At 68.0% G+C, this 20,017-nt stretch carries 20 protein-coding genes; 6 read left to right on the top strand and 14 right to left on the bottom strand.

Annotated elements, in window-relative coordinates; genetic code table 11:
- Positions 1-295 precede the first annotated feature (295 nt).
- On the top strand, positions 296-997 hold the full coding sequence (gene ctrA / locus ASC46_RS15740) for a response regulator transcription factor CtrA (protein ID WP_019401585.1): 702 nt from the start codon (positions 296-298) through the stop codon (positions 995-997).
- Between the two features lie 120 nt (positions 998-1,117).
- Here the strand turns inward: ctrA and ASC46_RS15735 are convergent, their stop codons facing one another.
- From ASC46_RS15735 to chpT, 6 genes are all read right to left on the bottom strand, one after another.
- Positions 1,118-1,951 (bottom strand): CheR family methyltransferase, encoded by an 834-nt coding sequence (locus ASC46_RS15735; RefSeq protein WP_055460245.1) that lies wholly within the window; start codon positions 1,949-1,951, stop codon positions 1,118-1,120.
- Positions 1,944-2,984 carry a chemotaxis-specific protein-glutamate methyltransferase CheB gene (gene cheB / locus ASC46_RS15730; RefSeq protein ID WP_055460244.1) on the bottom strand — a complete coding sequence of 347 codons (1,041 nt, stop codon included), beginning with the start codon at positions 2,982-2,984 and terminating at the stop codon, positions 1,944-1,946. The genes ASC46_RS15735 and cheB overlap by 8 nt, the downstream gene beginning before the upstream one ends.
- Positions 2,985-3,065: 81 nt before the next feature.
- Entirely contained in the window at positions 3,066-3,431 is a 366-nt protein-coding gene (locus ASC46_RS15725) for a response regulator (RefSeq protein ID WP_055460243.1), read from the bottom strand.
- A gap of 61 nt (positions 3,432-3,492) precedes the next feature.
- Complete coding sequence (locus tag ASC46_RS15720; protein ID WP_055460242.1) at positions 3,493-3,981, bottom strand: chemotaxis protein CheW; 489 nt, start codon at positions 3,979-3,981, stop codon at positions 3,493-3,495.
- Positions 3,978-6,527 carry a hybrid sensor histidine kinase/response regulator gene (locus tag ASC46_RS15715; RefSeq protein ID WP_055460241.1) on the bottom strand — a complete coding sequence of 850 codons (2,550 nt, stop codon included), beginning with the start codon at positions 6,525-6,527 and terminating at the stop codon, positions 3,978-3,980. Before ASC46_RS15715 ends, ASC46_RS15720 begins: the two co-directional genes overlap by 4 nt.
- Before the next feature lie 135 nt (positions 6,528-6,662).
- The gene (gene chpT / locus ASC46_RS15710; protein ID WP_055460240.1) at positions 6,663-7,313 is read right to left on the bottom strand and encodes a histidine phosphotransferase ChpT; all 651 of its coding nucleotides are present in this window, start codon (positions 7,311-7,313) and stop codon (positions 6,663-6,665) included.
- Positions 7,314-7,505: 192 nt separating this feature from the next.
- On the opposite strand from chpT, the gene ASC46_RS15705 reads away from it, so the two are divergent.
- From ASC46_RS15705 to ASC46_RS15695, 3 genes are all read left to right on the top strand, one after another.
- On the top strand, positions 7,506-8,354 hold the full coding sequence (locus ASC46_RS15705; RefSeq protein WP_055460239.1) for a 3'(2'),5'-bisphosphate nucleotidase CysQ family protein: 849 nt from the start codon (positions 7,506-7,508) through the stop codon (positions 8,352-8,354).
- 195 nt (positions 8,355-8,549) lie between these two features.
- Positions 8,550-9,140, top strand: coding sequence for a DUF1134 domain-containing protein (locus ASC46_RS15700; protein ID WP_082464864.1), 591 nt, complete (start codon positions 8,550-8,552; stop codon positions 9,138-9,140).
- 126 nt (positions 9,141-9,266) lie between these two features.
- A complete protein-coding gene (locus ASC46_RS15695) occupies positions 9,267-10,433 on the top strand; it encodes a coiled-coil domain-containing protein (protein WP_055460238.1) in 1,167 nt (388 codons plus the stop codon).
- A gap of 25 nt (positions 10,434-10,458) precedes the next feature.
- On the opposite strand, the gene cysN is transcribed toward ASC46_RS15695, so the two are convergent.
- The 8 genes from cysN to ASC46_RS15655 form a co-directional block, all read right to left on the bottom strand.
- A complete protein-coding gene (gene cysN, locus ASC46_RS15690) occupies positions 10,459-12,378 on the bottom strand; it encodes a sulfate adenylyltransferase subunit CysN (RefSeq protein ID WP_055460237.1) in 1,920 nt (639 codons plus the stop codon).
- A complete protein-coding gene (gene cysD, locus ASC46_RS15685) occupies positions 12,378-13,343 on the bottom strand; it encodes a sulfate adenylyltransferase subunit CysD (RefSeq protein ID WP_245280582.1) in 966 nt (321 codons plus the stop codon). Before cysD ends, cysN begins: the two co-directional genes overlap by 1 nt.
- Before the next feature lie 23 nt (positions 13,344-13,366).
- A complete protein-coding gene (locus tag ASC46_RS15680; protein WP_055460236.1) occupies positions 13,367-13,891 on the bottom strand; it encodes a DUF934 domain-containing protein in 525 nt (174 codons plus the stop codon).
- The gene (locus ASC46_RS15675; RefSeq protein WP_055460235.1) at positions 13,891-14,643 is read right to left on the bottom strand and encodes a phosphoadenylyl-sulfate reductase; all 753 of its coding nucleotides are present in this window, start codon (positions 14,641-14,643) and stop codon (positions 13,891-13,893) included. The genes ASC46_RS15680 and ASC46_RS15675 overlap by 1 nt, the downstream gene beginning before the upstream one ends.
- Positions 14,630-16,291 (bottom strand): nitrite/sulfite reductase, encoded by a 1,662-nt coding sequence (locus ASC46_RS15670; protein ID WP_055460234.1) that lies wholly within the window; start codon positions 16,289-16,291, stop codon positions 14,630-14,632. The genes ASC46_RS15675 and ASC46_RS15670 overlap by 14 nt, the downstream gene beginning before the upstream one ends.
- A 27-nt stretch (positions 16,292-16,318) precedes the next feature.
- Positions 16,319-16,648, bottom strand: coding sequence for a DUF2849 domain-containing protein (locus ASC46_RS15665; protein ID WP_055460233.1), 330 nt, complete (start codon positions 16,646-16,648; stop codon positions 16,319-16,321).
- Between the two features lie 11 nt (positions 16,649-16,659).
- The gene (gene cysG / locus ASC46_RS15660; RefSeq protein WP_055460232.1) at positions 16,660-18,090 is read right to left on the bottom strand and encodes a siroheme synthase CysG; all 1,431 of its coding nucleotides are present in this window, start codon (positions 18,088-18,090) and stop codon (positions 16,660-16,662) included.
- Between the two features lie 82 nt (positions 18,091-18,172).
- Entirely contained in the window at positions 18,173-18,346 is a 174-nt protein-coding gene (locus tag ASC46_RS15655) for a hypothetical protein (RefSeq protein WP_157672346.1), read from the bottom strand.
- A 527-nt stretch (positions 18,347-18,873) separates the two neighbouring features.
- On the opposite strand from ASC46_RS15655, the gene ASC46_RS15650 reads away from it, so the two are divergent.
- Both ASC46_RS15650 and ASC46_RS15645 read left to right on the top strand, forming a co-directional pair.
- On the top strand, positions 18,874-19,680 hold the full coding sequence (locus tag ASC46_RS15650) for a MetQ/NlpA family ABC transporter substrate-binding protein (RefSeq protein ID WP_055460230.1): 807 nt from the start codon (positions 18,874-18,876) through the stop codon (positions 19,678-19,680).
- A gap of 102 nt (positions 19,681-19,782) precedes the next feature.
- Positions 19,783-19,995 (top strand): hypothetical protein, encoded by a 213-nt coding sequence (locus tag ASC46_RS15645; protein ID WP_055460229.1) that lies wholly within the window; start codon positions 19,783-19,785, stop codon positions 19,993-19,995.
- Positions 19,996-20,017: the final 22 nt, after the last annotated feature.

Below are 20,017 nucleotides of genomic sequence, written 5' to 3'. Positions count from 1 at the left end.
CTGCCGTGTCGGAGCAAGCGAGTCACATGAATCACTTGCGCCGATTTCCTCATGCGTTGCGTTAACTGCGTAGAGACTGGAAACCGACTGCGATTCAATCTTTTACGTCGACTTTCACATGTTTCGACGAGAGGTTCTTGCAAGAGGGAATCAGTTTTTGTTAACCATTTGGGCGTAGCGTCGCGAGTCGGAACGAGTGGGAAGATCGGACGCCAGCACCGCGGCGTAACGCGGGCAGCGTCGGAAAGCCGGGACACCGCCAGCGCGGGCCTCGGGGCGAGGTTGGGGACCTGACATGCGCGTATTGCTCATCGAAGACGACAGCGCCACCGCGCAAAGCATCGAGCTCATGCTCAAGTCCGAGAATTTCAACGTCTACACGACCGATCTCGGCGAGGAGGGCGTGGATCTCGGCAAGCTCTACGACTACGACATCATTCTCCTCGACCTCAACCTGCCGGACATGTCCGGCTACGAAGTGCTGCGGAGCCTGCGTGTCGCCAAGGTCAAGACGCCGATCCTGATCCTGTCCGGCCTTGCGGGTATCGAGGACAAGGTCAAGGGTCTCGGCTTCGGCGCCGACGACTACCTGACCAAGCCCTTCCACAAGGATGAACTCGTCGCGCGCATCCACGCCATCGTGCGCCGCTCCAAGGGCCACGCCCAGTCGGTCATCACGACCGGCGACCTCGTGGTGAACCTGGACACCAAGACGGTGGAGGTGGCAGGCAACCGCGTGCATCTCACCGGCAAGGAGTACCAGATGCTGGAGCTCCTCTCCCTGCGCAAGGGCACCACGCTGACCAAGGAGATGTTCCTCAACCATCTCTACGGCGGCATGGACGAGCCGGAGCTCAAGATCATCGACGTCTTCATCTGCAAGCTGCGCAAGAAGCTCGCCAATGCCTCGAGCGGCAAGAACTACATCGAGACCGTCTGGGGCCGCGGCTATGTGCTGCGCGAGCCCGGCGAGATCGAGGAGCGCATCTCCGCCTGAGGCCGCCTCCCAACCGGCAAGAGGCGCCACGACAGAAAGCCCCGCATCGCGGGGCTTTTTTCTTGTCCACCTCTCACCATGGAGGCCGGCAGCGACGATGGCCCCTGCCGGCTGCCCCGTTCACGCGGCCCGTGTCGCGCCGCGCCGCCGCGGCACGTAGACGCCGCGCAGGGTGGGATGCATCTCCACCTCCTCGCCGAGGCCGATCACCGTCTCGGCCGCGCCGAGGAACAGGCAGCCGTCCGGCGCAATCTGCCGCCCGATCCGCGCCAGGATGTCCGCCTTCATCGCCATGTCGAAATACAGCAAGACGTTGCGGCAGAACACGACGTCGAACGTGCCCAGTGGCGCGAAGTCACGCATCAGGTTGAACGGCCGGAAGGTGATGCGCCCACGCAACTCTGGCGCGATCTGCCATTGATCGCCCGCTTGCGTGAAATAGCGCAGCAGGAGCTGGACGGGCAGGCCGCGCTGCACCTCGAACTGGCTGTAGAGCCCGGCGCGGGCTCGCTCAAGCGCCTGGGTGGAAAGGTCCGTCGCCAGGATCTCGATGCGCCAGCCGGCGAGCCGTTCGCCCATCTGATCGAGCATCATGGCGAGCGAATAGGGCTCCTGTCCGGTGGAGGCCGCGGCGCACCAGATGCGCAGCATCCGTGTGCTGGCCCGCGCCTCCAGAAGCCGGGGCAGGACGTCGTTGCGCAACGTGTCGAAGGGCGTCTTGTCGCGGAAGAAGAAGGTCTCGTTGGTCGTCATCGCCTCGACGACGGCCCGCTCGAGGTCCGCATCGCCGCCGGCCCGCAGCGCCCTCACCAGCGCCTCCAGCGTCTCGAAGCCCCGCGTGCGACCGAGCGGCTGCAGGCGGCTTTCGAGGAGATAGCGTTTTTCGGGCGTCAGCGCGAGGCCCGAGCGGGCGCGGATGAATGTGCACAGGTAATCGAAATCGGCGTCAGTCATCGGCGCCCCCCTCCATGAAAACGCAAATCGCCGGCGCGATGCGGTCGAGCGGCAGAATGGCGTGCGCCAGCCCTTCGCGCGCGATCGCACCCGGCATACCCCAGACAATGCTGGTAACCTCGTCCTGCACCACGATGGGCGCGCCGGCGGCCGCGAGGCTGCGCGCCCCGACAAGCCCGTCCCGGCCCATGCCCGTGAGCACGATGGCGAGCGCCGCGCCACCGTAGACGGCGGCCGCCGCCTCGAACAGGACATTGACGGACGGCCGGCAGACGTTGGTCGGCGGGCCATCATGGACGTGCAGAAGAACGTCGGCTCCCCGCCGGACGAGCCCCGTGTGCAGCCCGCCGGGCGCGACATGGATCACGCCTGGCCGCACAGCCTCGCCGTCGCGCGCTTCGCGCACCTCGCAGCCTGCGATGGCGGCGAGGTGCTCTGCAAAAACAGCCGTGAAAATCGGCGGCATGTGCTGCACCACGACAACCGGCAGGCGCGCGAGGACAGATGCCGGCAACTGGCCGATCAGGCGCATCATCGCCCGCGGGCCGCCGGTCGAGGCGCCCACAACAAGACAAGCCGGCCTCGTGGCAACGGAACGGGACGCGGCAAGGCGCGGAGGCCCGGCAGCGGCATCCGGATTCGCCCCACGCCCTGCGATCGCCCGGATCTTCTCGACGAGTTCGTTGCGAAAGGCAACAAGCGCCTCCGCATCCCCACGCGAAGAGGGCTTCGGCACGTAATCCGCCGCGCCGCGCGCCAAGCAGTGCAGCGAGATCTCCGCATTGCGTCGCGTAAGCGTCGAGACAACGAGAACGGCGACGCCGGGCCTCGCCGCGAGCAGCTCAGGCAGGGCGGTCAAACCGTCCATGTCCGGCATGTCGAGGTCGAGCACGATGACGTCAGGGTCGGCGCGCGCGACAAGGGCCAGCGCGACGCGGCCGGTCTCGGCCTCGGCCACCACGTCGATGCCAGGCTCCTCGCTCAGCCAGCGCAGCGCAAGGGCGCGCGCAACGGCCGAATCGTCGACGACCATGACCCGTATCACGATACCGCCCCCGCCGATGCCTCTGGCGCGGATCGGCCACAGCCGGCCCTGCCGCCCTTGCGCAGCGCCTTAGACCAGCCCGACTTCCTGAAACTTCGCTTCCACGATGTCCTTGTCGAAGGGCTTCATGATGTATTCGTCGGCACCGGCTTGCAGGGCCTTGGCGATATGGGCGACGTCGTTCTCTGTAGTGCAAAAGATGACCTTCGGACGATCACCACCGGGCAACTGGCGCAACGCCTTGAGGAACTCGTAGCCGTCCATCACGGGCATGTTCCAGTCGAGCAGCACGGCCTCGGGCATGGCCTGCTGGCATCGGGCGAGGGCCTGGGCCCCATCTTCGGCCTCACTCACCTCGAAGGCGAGCGCCTCGAGGATGCGGCGCGCCACCTTGCGAATGACCGCCGAGTCGTCGACGACAAGACAATGCTTCATGCTGCGAGACTCCCAGTCAACGCTCGATCATATCCGGCCAGGGCGGCATAGGGGACAAAGATCAACTGGCCCCTCCCTCCCCATCGAAGGCAAGCACCGCATCCACATCGAGCACGACGAGTAGGCGGTCGTCCAGCCTGTGGATGTGCGACGCCAGGGATGCCCAGCGGCCGCCGAGATGGGGCGGTCTGGGCTCGCGCGTCTCGGCCGGCACGCGCAACACCTCACCCACCCCGTCGACGATCAGGCCAAAGCTCTCATCGCCCTGTTCCAGGCCGACGGCCATCACGGTCCCCCCCGCCCCCTCCTCACGTGCCGGCAGACCCAAGCGGCGGCGCATGCACACGGCTGTGACGACGCGGCCCCTGAGGTTCACGAGCCCCCGGATCTCGGGCGGCGCGAGCGGGACGGGCGTCAGCCCACCGACGACGAACACATCGCGCACCCGGTCGATCGGAATGCCGAATAGCTGCTCGCCAACCGTCACCGTGACATACTGGATGCCATCGTCGACGGCGCTGGCGCTGATGGCGGGATCGATCGCGCTCATGCCGCCGCTCCATAACCATCGACGGTCGCCGCCAGCGCCGCAAGCAGGCCGCCGCGGTCGAACTTCGCCACGAATTCCACCCCGCTGTAGCGCCTCGCCCGCTCGACGATGGCCGGGCTGATATAGGACGACAGAGCGATCACCGGCAGATGCCGCGTGCGCTGGTCGATCCGCATGCTCTCGATGAGATCGAAGCCCGTTTTTCCGGGCATTTCTATGTCGCTCACCACCACATCGATGACACGTTGCGAGGCAAGCACCTCGAGCGCCTCGTCGACGCTGCTGGCAAGCACCAGGCGATAGCCGGCCGCCTTGAGAACCGGGGCCAGCATGCCGCGGAAGAAGTCGGAATCGTCGACGAGCAGAACGGTGCGCACCGGGGCATTGGGCAGCGCCGCCCGGCGCAGCCAGTCCTCGTGCGCGAGCGGCAGGAAATGCGCGATATTGAGGAGTTCCGTCGCCTGCCCACGCACCACGGCCGAACCGACGAGGTCCGGACGCTGCGGTACCGGATCGATGGCAAGTCGCTCGTCCACGATGTCGACGATCTCGTCGACGATCAGCCCCATGGCCCGCTCGGCATCGGAGAAGACGAGGATCGGCTGCATCCCCTCCTTGCGGATCACCAGCCGCTCGCTGGCTGTAACGAGTGGCATTAGGCGGCCACGGTACTGAACGAAGGGGCGGTCGCCGATCCACTCGATCCTCGTCGCATCGATCTCTTCGAGCCGCGTGACGAGGGAGAGTTGCACCGCTTTCTGCCCGGGCCCGCCGGCGCGGAAGACGAGCAGCGCCGTGGCCTCGACCTCCTCCTCCCGCGTCTCCTCCATGTCCGCCAGGGCATCGGCAAAGGCCGCCGCATCGACCCCCTGCGCGCCGAGCATGCGCGACACGCCGTTGGGATCGATGATGAGGACCACGGCCCCGTCACCCAGGATGGTGTTGCCGGAGAACACCTGCAGATGCCGTAGCTTGCGCGACATCGGCTTGACCACGATCTCCTCGGTATGGAAGACGCCTTCGACGAGCAGCCCGAAGCGCTGCCGCCCGACCTGGATGACGACGATGAAGCCGTCGTCATCCTCTTTCGTACCGGCGCGGCCGAGGAGGCGCGCAAGGGACATCACCGGCAATAGCCGCTCGCGCAACCTGAGCACGGGCGCGCCGTTGACCGTCTCGACTCGTTGCTCGGCACCGGGCCGCACGCGCACCAGCTCGAGCACAGCCATCTGGGGAATGGCAAAGCGCTGGTCGCCGACGCTGACGATGAGCGCCGCGATGATGGCCAGTGTGAGCGGGATCTTCACAGTGAAGATCGTGCCGCGTCCGGGCTCGGAATGAATGTCGATGACGCCGCCGATGAGTTCGATGTTGGTCTTGACGACATCCATGCCGACGCCACGCCCCGACACCGCAGTCACCGCTTCGGCCGTCGAGAAGCCGGGATGGAAGATGAACTTGGCGGCCTGCGCCTCGCTCATGCGCTCCACCTCGGCAGCCGGCGCGAGCCCACGGGCGATCGCCTTGGCCTTGATGGCTGGAAGGTCGAGGCCGCGTCCGTCGTCGGCGATCTCGATCGTGATGGTTCCGCCTTCGTGATAGGCGTCGAGGCGAATGGTGCCGCGCTCCGGCTTGCCCAGCGCCCGCCGCTCGGCAGGACTCTCGAGCCCGTGGTCCGCAGCGTTGCGCACCATGTGCGTCAGCGGATCCTTGATGATGTCGAGCACCTGACGGTCGAGCTCGGTGTCGGCGCCGCGCATGACGAGATCGATCGGCTTGCCGAGCTCGGCCGAGAGGTCGCGCACGAGCCGCGGCATCTTCTGCCAGGCCGTACCGATGGGCTGCATGCGGGTCTTCATGACGCTTTCCTGCAGCTCCGCCGTTACGTGCGACAGGCGCTGCAGCGGCACATTGAAGGTGTTGTCCTCATGCCGGCGGGCGATATCGAGCAGTTGATTGCGCGTCAGGACGAGTTCCGAGACCATGGTCATCAAATGCTCGAGCGTGTTCACCGCCACGCGGATGGTCTGCTGCCGGCCGCCCGCGGCATCCGCGCTTTCGGCGGCGACCGCGCCCTGCTGCGACGGCGCGGAGCTCCCCTCACCGGGGGGCTGCACATCCGGCTCGTCGAAGGCGACGAGGATGGCAGGATCGATGCCGCGCCGCCCGGGACCGCCGCTGGAGCGCTCGAGGGGAAGGATGAGGTCGTCGTCGCGACCCGGCGGCTCGACCGAGGTGCGCTCGAGCTCAGTGATGATGTGCTTGATCCGGTCGATCGTCGCCAGGATCAGCGTGACATCGCGGCTCGTGACCGCCTGCTCGCCGTCGCGGAAGCGCCCCATCAGCGTTTCTGCGGCGTGGGCGAGCGCCTCGAGCCGCGGCAGGCCCAGGAAGCCGCAGGTGCCCTTGATGGTGTGAACGAGGCGGAAGATGTTGCGGAGGATGGCGCTGTCGTTTGGGTTGCGCTCGAAGCGCACGAGTTCCATGTCGACGGTGTCGAGATACTCGCTCGTCTCCGTCAGGAACTCGCGCAGCAGTTCATCCATGACGCACACCCGAAAAGCGCGCGCGCGGCCAATGGCGGCCGCCCACGCCTCTGCGATCCGAGGGGCAGTGTCAGGGCTAAGAGTTTAAGTTAGGTTGAAATCCCGCGCCATCCTGCACGGATGACGCGCAGGTGCTCAGTCATCAGCCGGGCCGGCCTTGATCAGCACGGTGTCGTCCACAAGCGAGAAGCGCGCGTCCATGCCCGCCGCCCGCGCCACGAGCCCGGTGTAGAACGGCTGGATCGCATGCGCATCGACGCTGCCGCCTTCCGCCTTGCCCGCGAGCAACTGCTCCGCATGGGTCGGAATGCGCGCACTCACGCCCTTGGCGGCGATGGTGAAGCGCGCATCGTCGCCGTCCACCTCGGCGTCGACCGTGATGGAGCCGCCGCGCGGGATCGCGTTGGTGGCGAGGAGAATGAGGTTGAGCAGCAGCTTGACCTTGTTCTTCGGCAGGAGCAGGCGCGGCACGTTCCAGATGAGCGCGACCTTGTCGTCCTGGATGAAGCCCTTGGCGACGTTCTCCGCGTCGCCGAGATCGATCGAGGCTCCGGCGGAGCCGGCCGCGCCGAAGGCAAGGCGCGCGAACTGCAACCGGGCCGAGGCTTGCCGGGCGCTCTTCTTGATGAGGTCGAGCGCGAATTCCTGCATCGCCGCATCGTTCTCGTCCTCGAGCACTTCAAGCCCGTTGACGATGGCGCCCACCGGGCTGATGACGTCGTGGCACACGCGGCTGCACAGGAGAGCGGCGAGATCGAGCGCATCGAGCGTAACGGCGGCGGTCATGGCGGCTCCGCGAAAGGGGCTAACGCGAGGTGGATGCACCCCGGAACGGGGCGCGAACGATTTTCGGTGATACACTGCTTCGCGCGGGGCCGGAAGCCCCGACAAGACCTAGAAGAGCGCCCCGTGCGCAGCTTGCAATTCGTTGCCATTTTGCGCACAACCGCCCCTGTTCGCCATGACCCAGCGCCTCTGATGCCGTCCTTCCCTGCCGACGCCGACGCCCTCGCCTTGACCCTCGCCGCCATTGCCCACGGTGCCGGCGCGCGGATCCTCGAAAGCCGTGCCCAGGGTTTCGCCACCCGCACCAAGGACGACGGCAGCCCCTGCTCGGACGCCGACATCGCGGCGGAGACCTTCATCTCGGGCGCGCTTGCCCGCGCCTTCCCGCACGTGAGCGTGATCTCGGAGGAGAGCGCCGATGCTGCGGCGCCTCTGGGCGAGGGGCAGGCCTTCTTCCTCGTCGATCCGCTCGACGGCACGCGCGATTTCGTGGCCGGCGGATCGGAATTCACGGTTAACATCGCTGCCGTCGTCGCGGGCCGCCCGATCGCCGGCGTCATCCATACGCCCGCGGACGGCCGTTTCTGGATTGGCGGCGCAGCAGCCTACGCGACAACCGCGCCTGCCGGCGGCCCACCGCCAGCGCGACATAATCTGCGCCCTATCCGCACCCGGCCAGCCTCGCGCGAGGGGTTGACGGCGCTGGCCAGCGCCCGCCACGGCGATCCGGAAACGGACCGTTTCCTCGCCGCCCTTGCCCCGCGCGAGCGGCGCAGCGCTTCCTCGGCCCTCAAGTTCTGTCTCATCGCCGCGGGCGAGGCGGACGTCTACCCCCGCTTCGGACGTACCATGCAGTGGGACGTCGCCGCGGGCGATGCGCTCGTCAGCGCGGCAGGTGGCCTCGTGACGACGCCGGACGGCGTGCGCCTTACCTACGGCGACACGACGGGCGGCTTCGCCAACGGCCCTTTCATCGCCTGGGGCGACCCGGCACTTGCCCGCGACGCCGCACCGATCGCCGCAGCAGGCCGCAGGCCCTGAGCGCGCTGCCTTCGCACCGACATTTTTGGCGCAGAGCGTATCGTTCGCGATTCGCTGCCACAATACCTCGCAGAAGGGCTGCCGGAGCGATCCTTGCGGGAAACGAACGGCCTTTCGCCTCCGTTTAGCAATCTCGTTAACGATTTGTGCGCCATGATGGGAAGCGGGCGGGCTTAAGTGAATGGAGTATTGCTGATGCGAGCCAGCTGGAAAGCGGCCTGGCGTGCCGCCATGACGATCGTCGCGGCACTCCTTCTCGTGGCGCCCGGTGTCGCACTCGCCCAGGGCGCGCCGGCACGGCAGGACACGTTCTCGCCCCAGGAACTCGTCCAATCGGGCCACAAGGCCTTCGGCAACGTCTCGCGCGGGCTCGCGCTGACGATCGAGGAAGCCGTACGCCGCTGGGGCGAGCCCAATGGCTACATCGTCGGCCAGGAGGCGTCGGGCGCCTTCGTCGGCGGCCTGCGCTACGGCGAGGGCGTGCTCTACACCCGCAATGCCGGCGATCAGCGCGTGTTCTGGCAGGGCCCCTCGGTGGGCTTCGACTTCGGCGGAGACGGCGCGCGCACCATGATGCTCGTCTACAATCTGCCGACGGTGAACGCGCTGTTCCAGCGCTTTGCCGGCGTCAACGGCTCGGCCTATCTGGTCGCCGGCTTCGGCATGACGGCATTGAATGCCAACGGCATCACCATTGTCCCGATCCGCACCGGCGTCGGCGCCCGCCTCGGCCTCAACCTCGGCTACCTGAAGTTCACGCCCGAAGCGACGTGGAATCCCTTCTGAGCGTCCAGCCGCAGCGGTTCGCTCGACGGAGGCCTGACTGGAAAGAGCGGCAGAGGCGTGCCATTTTCAGGAAAAGCCGGCCTCGGGGCGGGCCGGTCGCAACGGGCGTGAAGGGGAAGCGGGGCCGTGATCGAAGCGCTGATGATCTTCGCGCTCGGGTTCCTCGCGGCCACGCTCCTGGCGGTCGTCGTGCTTCCCGCCGTAAACCGCCGGGCCGAGCGCCTGATCCGCCGGCGACTCGAAGCACAGTTTCCCCTGTCGATCGCGGAGCTGACGGCCGAGAAGGACCACCTGCGGGCCGAGTTCGCCGTGGCGCTGCGCCGTCTCGAGCAACAGCTCGAACGGGCGCGGAACCGGCATGCGTCGGCGCTCGCGGACATCGGCCGGCGAACGGCGGAACTGAAGCAGCTCGAGGATGAAGGCGCGACCCTCGCCGCCACCATCGCCGATCTCGAAAGCCGCCTCGCGGAAACCCTCGCCACGCTGGAGGCGACGCGCGAGGAAGCGGCGCGGCTCGAGGCGGCTCTCAAGGAGACGACCGACAGGCTCGGCGCCCGCGACGAGGCCTACCGCGCGCTCGATGCGGCCCACAAGGATGCGCTGATCGACATCGATACGAAACGCATCGCCGTGGCGGGCCTCGAAACACAGCTCGCCAACCATAGCGATCGTATCGCCGATCTCGAGCAAACACTCGCCGCCACGCGGGCCGATCTCGCCGCCGCGCAGGCCGGCCTTGCCGAGCGCGACCAACTGCTCGAGAGCGCACGCACGCATGAGGAGGTGCTGTCGGCCCGCATCCGCTCGCTCGACGAGATGCGCCGCGAGCAGGCGACACGCATCGAGGTGCTGGAGGCGAGCGAGGTCGATTATGCCGCGCGCCTGACCGAGGCATCGGCCGCCGCCTCGCGGCGCGAGAACGTCGTCGCCGAGCGCGATGCGGATCTGGCCCATGCGCACGATCTCATCGCTAAGCTCCGGGCCGAGGCGGCAGCGGCTGACGAGAGGGGGCGGTCGACTGTCCGCGCCTTGGAAGAGGAGGTCGAACTGATGCGCGCCGAGAAACTGTCGCTCGAAGGGGCGTTGCAGCAGGCCCGCGCCGACCGGGCCCGCCTGCAGCGGGAACTCAACCGCCTGCAACGCGACATTCGCAAGCTGCCGGCTGAAGTGGACGATGATGCCTCGCTGCTGCAGCGCATCGACCAGCTGGCCGACGCGATCATGGCAGCTCCGCAGCCCGAGCCCGACCGGCCGGATGAGGAGAAGAAGCCGGTCGCGCGCCAGACGGCGTGAGGCCGTTTCCGCGGGCCGGCGACGCTCACAGCGCCGCCGAATCCTCCGCCGTCAGGCTCGCGCCCGAGATACGCGGCTCGATGAAGGCGACGACCCGCTCGGCGAGTGCCTCGGCATCGGCCGCGGCCGCGTCGAGCACGAGGTCCGGCGATAGCGGTGGCTCGTAGCCCTGGCCGACGCCAGTGAAGGTCGCGATCTTTCCGTCCTGCGCCTTCGCATACAGCCCCTTGGGATCGCGCGCGGCGCAGACCTCCGCCGGCGTGTCGACGAAGACCTCGACGAACTCGCCCGGTGCGAAGCGCTCGCGCAGCCGCTCCCGATCCGCCCGCACGGGCGAGACGAAGGCGCAGAGAACGACGAGGCCCGCATCCAGCATCAGCCGCGCCACCTCGCCGGCCCGTCGCACGTTCTCGGCGCGGCTCGCAAGGTCGAAACCAAGATCGGCGTTGAGCCCCTGGCGCAGGTCGTCACCGTCGAGCACCGTCGTATGGCGACCGAGGGCGTGCAGCTTGCGCTCCACCAGATTGGCGATGGTCGACTTGCCGGAGCCCGGCAGGCCGGTGAACCAGACGGCGAGCGAGCGCTGGTGCTTGAGCCCCGCGCGCGCCGCCCGATCCACATCGAAGCCATGGCGGTGCACGTTCGTCGCCCCGAGGGCCTCGACCGCCATGCCCGCCGCGACCGTCGCATTGGTGAAGCGGTCGATGAGGATGAAGGCGCCCGTGGCGCGGTTCTCGTCATAGGGGTCGAAAACCACCGGAGCCACGGTGTCGATCTCGACGACACCGATGCCGTTGAGGGCGAGACTGCCCGCCTCGCGCGCGTCGAAGGTCTCGACATCGATGGCGCTGCGGATCGTCCGGACGGTGGCCGGCACGGTGCGCGTCCCGAGCCTCATCAGATAGGACCGGCCCGGCGCGAGCGTGTCCTCGCTCATCCACACGAGCCGGGCGGCGAGGCGGGAGGCGACCGCCGGCCGCGCCTTCGGGTCGGCCAGCACCTCGCCGCGCGGGGCGTCGATCTCATCGGCGAGCACCAGCGTCACGGCATCGCCGGCACGGGCCGTCTCCCGGTCGCCGTCGAACGTGACAATGCGCGTCACGCGGCTCGTTTTGCCGGAGGAGGAGGCCACCACCTCGTCGCCGACGCGCACGACGCCGCCGGCGAGCGTGCCCGAGAAGCCGCGGAAGTCGAGATTGGGTCGGTTGACCCACTGCACGGGAAAGCGCAGCGGCCCGTCCGTGCGCGCCGCCTCGACCTCCACCTCCTCGAGGTGGCCGACAAGCGTCGGCCCGTTGTACCAGGAGGTGTTGGCGCTCGGCGCGGCGATATTGTCGCCGAAGCGCGCCGAGACCGGGATCGGCACGATGGACGCAAAGCCGAGCTTGCCGGCGAAGGCCGCGTAGTCGGCGACGATGGCGTCGAAGCGCTTCTCGTCGAAACCGACAAGGTCGATCTTGTTGACGGCGAGGATGACGTGCCGGATGCCGGTGAGCGCCGCGATGACGCTGTGGCGCTTCGTCTGCGTCAGGACGCCCTTGCGCGCATCGATGAGGATGATGGCAAGCTCGGCGTTCGAGGCGCCGGTTGCCATGTTGCGGGTGTACTGTTCGTGGCCGGGCGTATCGGCGACAATGAAGGAGCGGCGCGGCGTCGAGAAATAACGATAGGCGACATCGATGGTGATGCCCTGCTCGCGCTCGGCCTCGAGTCCATCGACGAGCAGGGCGAAGTCGATGTCGCCGCCCGTCGTGCCGTGGCGGCGCGAGTCCTTCTCGAGCGCCGCGAACTGGTCCTCGAAGATGGCGCCCGTTTCGTGGAGCAGACGGCCGATCAGCGTCGACTTGCCGTCGTCCACCGAACCGCAGGTAAGGAAACGCAGGAGGCCGCGCGCGGGCGCAGCCGGCAAGGGGGCGGGGCGGGCGAGCGTTGCGACGGCGTTCATCAGAAATACCCCTCGCGCTTCTTGCGCTCCATGGAGGCCTTGTCGTCCCGGTCGATGACCCGGCCCTGCCGTTCCGAGGCGCGCGACGCCATCAGCTCGTCGACGATGGCCTCCAGCGTCTCGGCATCGGATTCGACGGCACCGGTGAGCGGATAGCAGCCGAGCGTGCGGAACCGGACCTTCCGCATTTGGGGCTTTTCGCCAGGGTTGAGCGGCATGCGCTCGTCGTCGACCATGATGAGTGCGCCGTCGCGCTCGACCACCGGCCGCTCCTTGGCGAAATAGAGCGGCACGACGGGGATTTTCTCGGCGAGGATGTAGTGCCACACGTCCCGCTCGGTCCAGTTGGACAGGGGAAAGACGCGCATCGACTCGCCCGGGTTGATGCGGGTGTTGAAGAGGTTCCACAGCTCCGGCCGCTGGCTGCGCGGCTCCCAGCCGTGCTGCGCGTTGCGGTGGGAGAAGATGCGCTCCTTGGCGCGGCTCTTCTCCTCGTCGCGGCGCGCCCCGCCGAAGGCGGCGTCGAAGCCATACTTATCGAGCGCCTGCTTCAGGCTTTCCGTCTTCATGACCTGGGTGTGCAGGGACGAGCCGGAGCGGAACGGGTCGATACCACGCGCCTTGCCCTCCGGATTGATGTGGACGATGAGCTCCCAGCCGAGCTCACGCGCCGTCTGGTCGCGGAAGGCGATCATCTCGCGGAACTTCCACGTCGTGTCCACATGCAGGAGCGGAAATGGCGGCTTGCCCGGGAAGAAGGCTTTGCGGGCGATGTGCAGCATCACCGACGAGTCCTTGCCGATGGAATAGAGCATCACCGGATTGCGGAACTCGGCCGCCACCTCCCGCATGATATGGATCGCCTCCGCCTCGAGGCGGGCAAGATGCGGCGTGAGGCCGGCGTGGGCCGCCTCGGCCCGGGCCGGTTCGAGGATGGAGAGAGCGGCGGCGTCGGAGCGATACATGGTCGTTGGCGTCCTTCGCGAAATCAGAGACGGCCGGCGGAGCTGCGGCGCCAGGGATGCCCGCCGGCAGTGGGCGGGGCAGCCTCGTCGCGGCTCGCGGGCTGATAGTGCAGGGAGACGAGGTTGATGCGGCCGTCGCGAAGCGCCGCAATCGTGCCCTCGTGCGTGATCTCGAGCGCATCGAAGCCACAGCGCAGCATGAAGCGTAGCTGGTCGCGCAGCACGTTGCCGATGGCCCGCAATTCGCCGCGATAGCCGAAGCGCTCACGCAGGATGCGCGCCGTCGAATAGTTGCGCCCGTCGGTGTACTTCGGGAAGGTCAGGACGACGAGCGACAGGCGGTTGATGTCGTCCTCCAGCCCGTCGAGCCCCTCCCCCGCCTCGATGACGACGCCGAGCGGCGCATTGCGCCCGGCGAGCCCGTCACGCTCGGCGATGAAGCGCGCCTTGGGCAGCGCCACCGGCCCCTCGGCCGGCAAGGCCTCGTCCGCGCCGAGGATGCGCCAGGGATCGTCCGCGACGAAGGAACCGTTCCTGTAGAGAGCCATCAGGCGCTCCTCCTCTCGACACCCGCCCTGGAGACGTGGATGCCGCATTCGATCTTGGCCGAACCGCGCCAGCGCCCGGCGCGCGGGTCCTCGCCAGCCACAACCGGCGTGGTGCAGGGCGCGCAGCCGATCGAAGGATAGCCGCGGCTGACGAGCGGATGGACCGGCAGGTCATGCGCGCGGAGATAGGCGCGCACCTCCTCCATGCCCCACGCGGCGAGTGGCGTGACCTTGATATGCGTCGCATCGGCCTCGAAGACCGGCATCGCCGTTCGCGTCGCGGCCTGGTAGCGCTTACGGCCCGTGATCCAGGCCTCGAACGGCGCGATCGCGCGCGCCAGAGGCTCGACCTTGCGCAGCCGGCAGCACTCATCGGCGTCGATGGCGAACATGGCGCCATAGGGGTCGAGCCGCTCCGTCGCCGCAGCATCGGGCCCGACGGTGCGCACATCGGTGAGGCCGAGCAGATCGACGAGTTCGTCGCGATAGGCGAGCGTCTCCGGGAACAGTCGGCCGGTATCGACGAAGGTCACTGGCAGGTCGCGGTCGATGGTCGCGGCCATGTGCAGCAGTACCGCCGATTCGGCGCCGAAACTCGACACGAGCGTGATGCTCCCGGGAAAGAGCTTGCGGATGGCGAGGCGCATGATGGCGAGCGCGCCGAGGTCGCCATGAGCGGCCTCGAGTTCGCTCGCCCGTGCAGCGAGCGCAGGCGCGGCGCTGCCGGGCGTCAACTCCTCAAGCGTCGGCATAGAGCGCCTCCCGGAACGGCGCTTCGCCGAGCCTGCGGAAGGCGGAGAGGAAGGTCTCCTGCGGCCCTTCGCGCAGCCTGAGATAGGTCTCGACGATGGTTTCCACCGCGCCGACGACCTCGTCCGACGAGAACCCCTTGCCGACGATCTCGCCGATCGAGCAGGTCTCGTCGCCCGAGCCGCCGAGCGTGATCTGGTAGAACTCCTCGCCCTTGCGGTCGACGCCGAGGATGCCGATGTGGCCGACGTGGTGATGGCCGCAGGCGTTGATGCAGCCGGAGATTTTGATCTTGAGCTCGCCAATCTCCTTCTGCCGCTCGATGTCGGCGAAGCGCTCCGCGATGCGCTGCGCGACGGGAATGGAGCGGGCGTTCGCCAGCGAGCAGTAGTCGAGCCCGGGGCAGGCGATGATGTCGGTGACGAGCCCGGCGTTCGGCGTCGCAAGGTCGGCCTCGGCGAGCGCCGCGTGGACGGCCGGGATGTCGTCGAGCCTGACGTGCGGCAGCACGAGGTTCTGCTCGTGGCTGACGCGCACCTCGTCGAAGCTGTAGCGCTCCGCGAGGTCGGCGATCAGTTCCATCTGCTCCGCCGTCGCATCCCCGGGCGGGGCACCGATGGCCTTCAGCGAAATGGTGACGATGCCGTAGCCCGGCACCCTGTGCGGAGCCACGTTGCGCTCGACGAAACGGGCGAAGCTGCGGCTGTCGGCTTTGGCCGCCTCGAAGGCGGAGGAGCGTGCGGGCAGCTCCGCGAAGGCCGGCGGCGCGAAATAGGCGCGGATGCGCGCGATCTCCTCCTGCGGCATCGTCAGGGCGCCGCGGGCGCGGATGTCCTCGTATTCGGCCTCGATATCGCGCGCGATCTCGTCGACGCCCGTCTCGTGCACGAGGATCTTGAGACGCGCCTTGTACTTGTTGTCGCGCCGGCCGTGCATGTTGTAGACGCGCAGGATCGCCTCGCAATAGCTGAGCAGTTCCGCCTCGGGCAGGAAGTCGCGCACCTTGCGGCCGATCATCGGCGTGCGACCGAGGCCACCGCCGACCCAGACGGCAAAGCCGGTCTCGCCGGCCTCGTTCCGCTTCACCTGCAGGCCGATGTCGTGCACCTGGATGGCAGCGCGGTCCGCCTCCGCCGCCACGACGGCGATCTTGAACTTGCGCGGCAGGAAGGTGAACTCCGGGTGCAGCGACGACCACTGCCGGAGGATCTCGGCATAGACGCGCGGATCGGCGATCTCGTCCGCGGCCGCGCCGGCGAAATGGTCCGCCGAGACGTTGCGAATGCAATTGCCCGAGGTCTGGATGGCGTGCATCTCGACCTCCGCGAGCTCCTTGAGGATCTCCGGCACCTCTTCGAGCTTGATCCAGTTGAACTGCAGGTTCTGACGCGTCGTGAAATGGCCGAAGCCGCGGTCGTAGCGCCGCGCGATATGGGCGAGCCGCCGGAGCTTGCGGGAATTCAGCGTGCCGTAGGGAATGGCGATGCGCAGCATGTAGGCGTGCAACTGCAGATAGACGCCGTTCATCAGCCGGAGCGGCTTGAACTCGTCTTCCGTCAGCTCGCCCGAGAGGCGGCGCGCCACCTGATCACGGAATTCCTCCACGCGCTCGGCCACGAACTGCCGGTCGAATTCGTCGTAGCGGTACATGGGACTGTCGTCTCCGGATGCGCAGGTTCAGGCGGCGATGACGGACGGATCTTCGCCCGGCATGACGATGGTGGGGCGCCGCGCGGCGCGGATGGCCTCGCGCAGCAGCACCGGCACGAGCCGACCGTCGTCGCTCTCGGTCATGGCAACGAGATAGACGTCGACCACGAGATTGCGGGCGCTGTCCGCCTCGCCTTGGGCGAGCAGGGCCTCGGCTGCCTCCTTCGTCTCGGCCACCTCGGCTTCGGCGATGTCGGTGGACCAGCGCCCGTCCACCGTGCGGAAGACCACGAGGCCGCTGTCGAGGGCATTGGCGGTCACGACCTTGGGACCGGCGCCCTTCGCATCCTTCTTCATCAGGCGCTCCTTCAGGCGGCGCCGGCGAGCGCCGGCTGCCTGCGGGGGATCGGTTCGGCGATGGGTTCGGCCCCCTTGAGTTCGCCATGGGCGAGCGTGGGGCCGACGAGAATGAGAACGGGACCGTCGACATCGGCCCGCGCAGAGAGCGCCGGCAGGTCGGCGAGCGTGCCGGCGAACAGCCGGCGCGTCATCCGCCCGGCGTTTTCCACGGCGACCACCGGCGTATCCGGCGCGACGCCGGCGGCGATGAAGCGCGCCTGCGTCTCCTCAGCCACCGTGCGTCCCATGTAGACGGCGACGGTGCCGCCGGCAGCGGCGATGGCCGGCCAGCCGGCCGGCTCGCCGCCCTCGGCGCCGTGGCCGGTGGCGAAGGTGAGCGAGGAGGCGACGCCGCGCAGCGTCAGCGAGACCTGCGCATCGGCGGCGGCCGCGAGCGCGGCGGTGACGCCGGGCACCACCTCGGCGCGGATGCCGGCGGCTCTGAGCGCGGCGAGCTCCTCGCCGGCCCGGCCGAAGACGAGCGGATCGCCCGCCTTGAGGCGCGCCACGCGCTTGCCCTGTCGGGCGAGGCGCACCATGAGAGCATCAATGTCCGACTGAGAAACGGAATGTCGCCCCTTGGCCTTTCCGACAGCGATGCGTTCGGCATCGCGCCGCCCCATGTCGACCACCTCCTGCGGCACGAGCCCGTCATGGACGATGACGTCGGCCTCGAGCAGCAAGCGCTGCGCCCGGAGGGTCAGCAGATCGGACGAACCGGGGCCGGCGCCGATGAGCCAGACGACGCCGTCTTCTGCAGCGCCGGCGGACAGGGCGCTGAGCGCGGCCCGGCGCGCCGCACCGAGATCGCCGGCGAGCGCGAGGCGCCCCGCCGGGCCGTCGAACAGGCGATTCCAGAACCTGAGGCGCGCGCTGTTGGTGGGAATGGCCGCCGTCACGGCCGCGCGCAACGCGCGGGCAAGCTCGCCCAGCCGGCCGAATTCCGGCGCCAGCATCGATTCGACGGCGGCGCGGATCCGCTGGGCGAGAACCGGCGCGAGCCCGTCCGTTGAGATGGCGACGGCCACGGGAGCGCGGTCGACGATGGCCGGCACGGCGAAATCCGACAGGTGCGGCCGGTCGACCACATTGACGGGCACGCCGGCGGCGCGGGCACGCGCGGCGAGGCGCGCATCCTCGCCCTCGTCTCCCGTGCCGATGAAGACGAGCGCCGCCTCAGCGAGATCGTCGGCAGCGAGAGTGCGGGCGCGGTGATCGATGCCATTCGTTTCGACGAACGCCGCAAGGGCCTGTTCCAGTGCCGGCGCGACGAGTCGCAGCCGCGCCTGCGACCGTCCGAGCAGCCGCAGCTTGGCAAAAGCCTCGTCTCCACCGCCGACAATCACGACCAGCCGGTCGCCGACATCGTAGGAGATCGGGAAGTAGCGCAGGCCGCCCACGAATTCACCGTTCTTTTGCGTGAATTTGATCTTTAAACACAATACCACGCGAAAATTGGATTAAAAATACAAATCTAACTTGTTATTTATCCCACTGCGAGGTCGTCGGAGCCGCGCCCGCCGCGCCGAGGCGCATGGCGGCAGGACCATCGCTGCCCGGCCGCGGCGCCCCATAGGCGAGCAGCAGGAAGACGAGCCAGGCACCGAGGATGATGACCGCATGGCGGAGCAACGAGAGCTGTTCGGGCGTGAGCACGATATTCCACATCCCAGTCTGATATTTGCCCGATCGTACAATTCTTTGCACTGTATGTGAATAGGACAATTTTACGTCAGAGATGAGTAGTATGTTTCTTAGAAAGGCACAAATCGTCCGGTTTAGCGGAATTTTTCGATTGACAGGCCGGTTGGCCGGATCGATAGTGCGCCCCGTGTCGGCTGCCCGTGCGGCCGCACCGCGGTGATTTGACCCATGCAGCTTGCGCCGCGTCACCAAACGCTAAAGCGCCACGAACGGTCTTCGTGGCTCGAGGATCGGAGATGACGATGACGCCTCTGGCGAAGTTCCATGACGAAGCGACACCCCGGCCCCGCCGGCGAATGTGTTGTCGCGCCATGATGGGCTGACGGACCCTTCCGCAGCCGGCCCGGTGCGGCCGTTTTCTGAAGCTACCTTTCTTTCATCAGCCGGAATCGCGCCTTCTCAGCCGATCCGCTCATCCGTGACCTTCCGGGTGCCTCGCCGGCTTGGCGGGACCGGCACGGACAACGCACGAGGACATCATGATCCGTTTCGCTCTCGACCGCCGCGCCTTCGGGGCGCTCGTCGCAGCCGGCCTCCTCCTTGGCTCCACGGCCCTCGCCGCCGCCGAGACCATCAAGCTCGGCGTCATCGGCGGCGACGAGGAGGAGATCGCGGAGGTCGCCAGGAAGGTCGCGGCCAAGGACGGCCTGACCATCGAGATCATCGCCTTCTCGGACTACACGCTGCCCAACGAGGCGCTCGACCGCGGCGACATCGACGCCAACGCCTTCCAGCACAAGCCCTATCTAGATGCACAGATCGCCGCCCGCGGCTACAAGATCGTGCCGGTCGGCTACACTATCGTCGAGCCGATCGGCTTCTATTCCGCAAAGCACAAGGACTTCGCCGCCCTGCCCGAGGGCGCCAAGATCGGCATCCCCAACGATCCGAGCAACGGCGGCCGTGCGCTGCACCTCCTCGCCGGCAACGGCCTCATCAAGCTCAAGGACGGCACGGGCCTGACGGCGACGCCGCTCGACATCGCCGAGAACCCGAAGAAGGTGAGCTTCGTCGAGACCGACGCCGCCCTCCTGCCGAAGCAGCTGCCGGATCTCGACGGCGCGGTCATCAACACCAACTACGCGCTCGGCGCCGGCTTGAACCCCACCGACGACGCGCTGGTGCAGGAGAGCCGGACCGACAATCCTTACGGCAATTTCGTCGCCGTGCGCGCCGCCGACAAGGACAAGCCCTTCGTCGCCAAGCTGGTCGCCGCCTACCAGTCCAAGGAGGTGGCCGACTTCCTCGCCGAGCGCTTCAAGGGCGCGGTGCTGCCGGCCTGGTGAGGCCGGGCGATCCTCGCCGAGCCGGACCGTCCCTCTCCGCGCAACGTTGGGAGAGGGGCTGCGGTCCCGCCGCTCGCATGCACCACGCCCCGGGAGAACGCCATGTTCCACGCCTACATCATCGAGGTGGGCGGCGAGGCGGCCGGCATCCTGGCGCGCGAGGGGGAGCGGTTCCGCTTTCACGCCACGGCGCGCGCCTACGCGCCGCTCAACGGCCGCATCTTCGCCGACCCGTGGACGGCCCAGCGCGCCGCCCGCCTCGCGCTGAAGGATGATCAACGGGGGGCTCGCGCCCGCGGCCGAATGACGGCATAAGGCGGCAAGGCTACCGCACGCC

Source organism: Chelatococcus sambhunathii (genome assembly GCF_001418005.1).
GTDB lineage: Bacteria > Pseudomonadota > Alphaproteobacteria > Rhizobiales > Beijerinckiaceae > Chelatococcus_A > Chelatococcus_A sambhunathii.
Note: the sequence above shows the minus strand (reverse complement) of the source record. Positions and strands in the feature narration are given on the sequence as shown.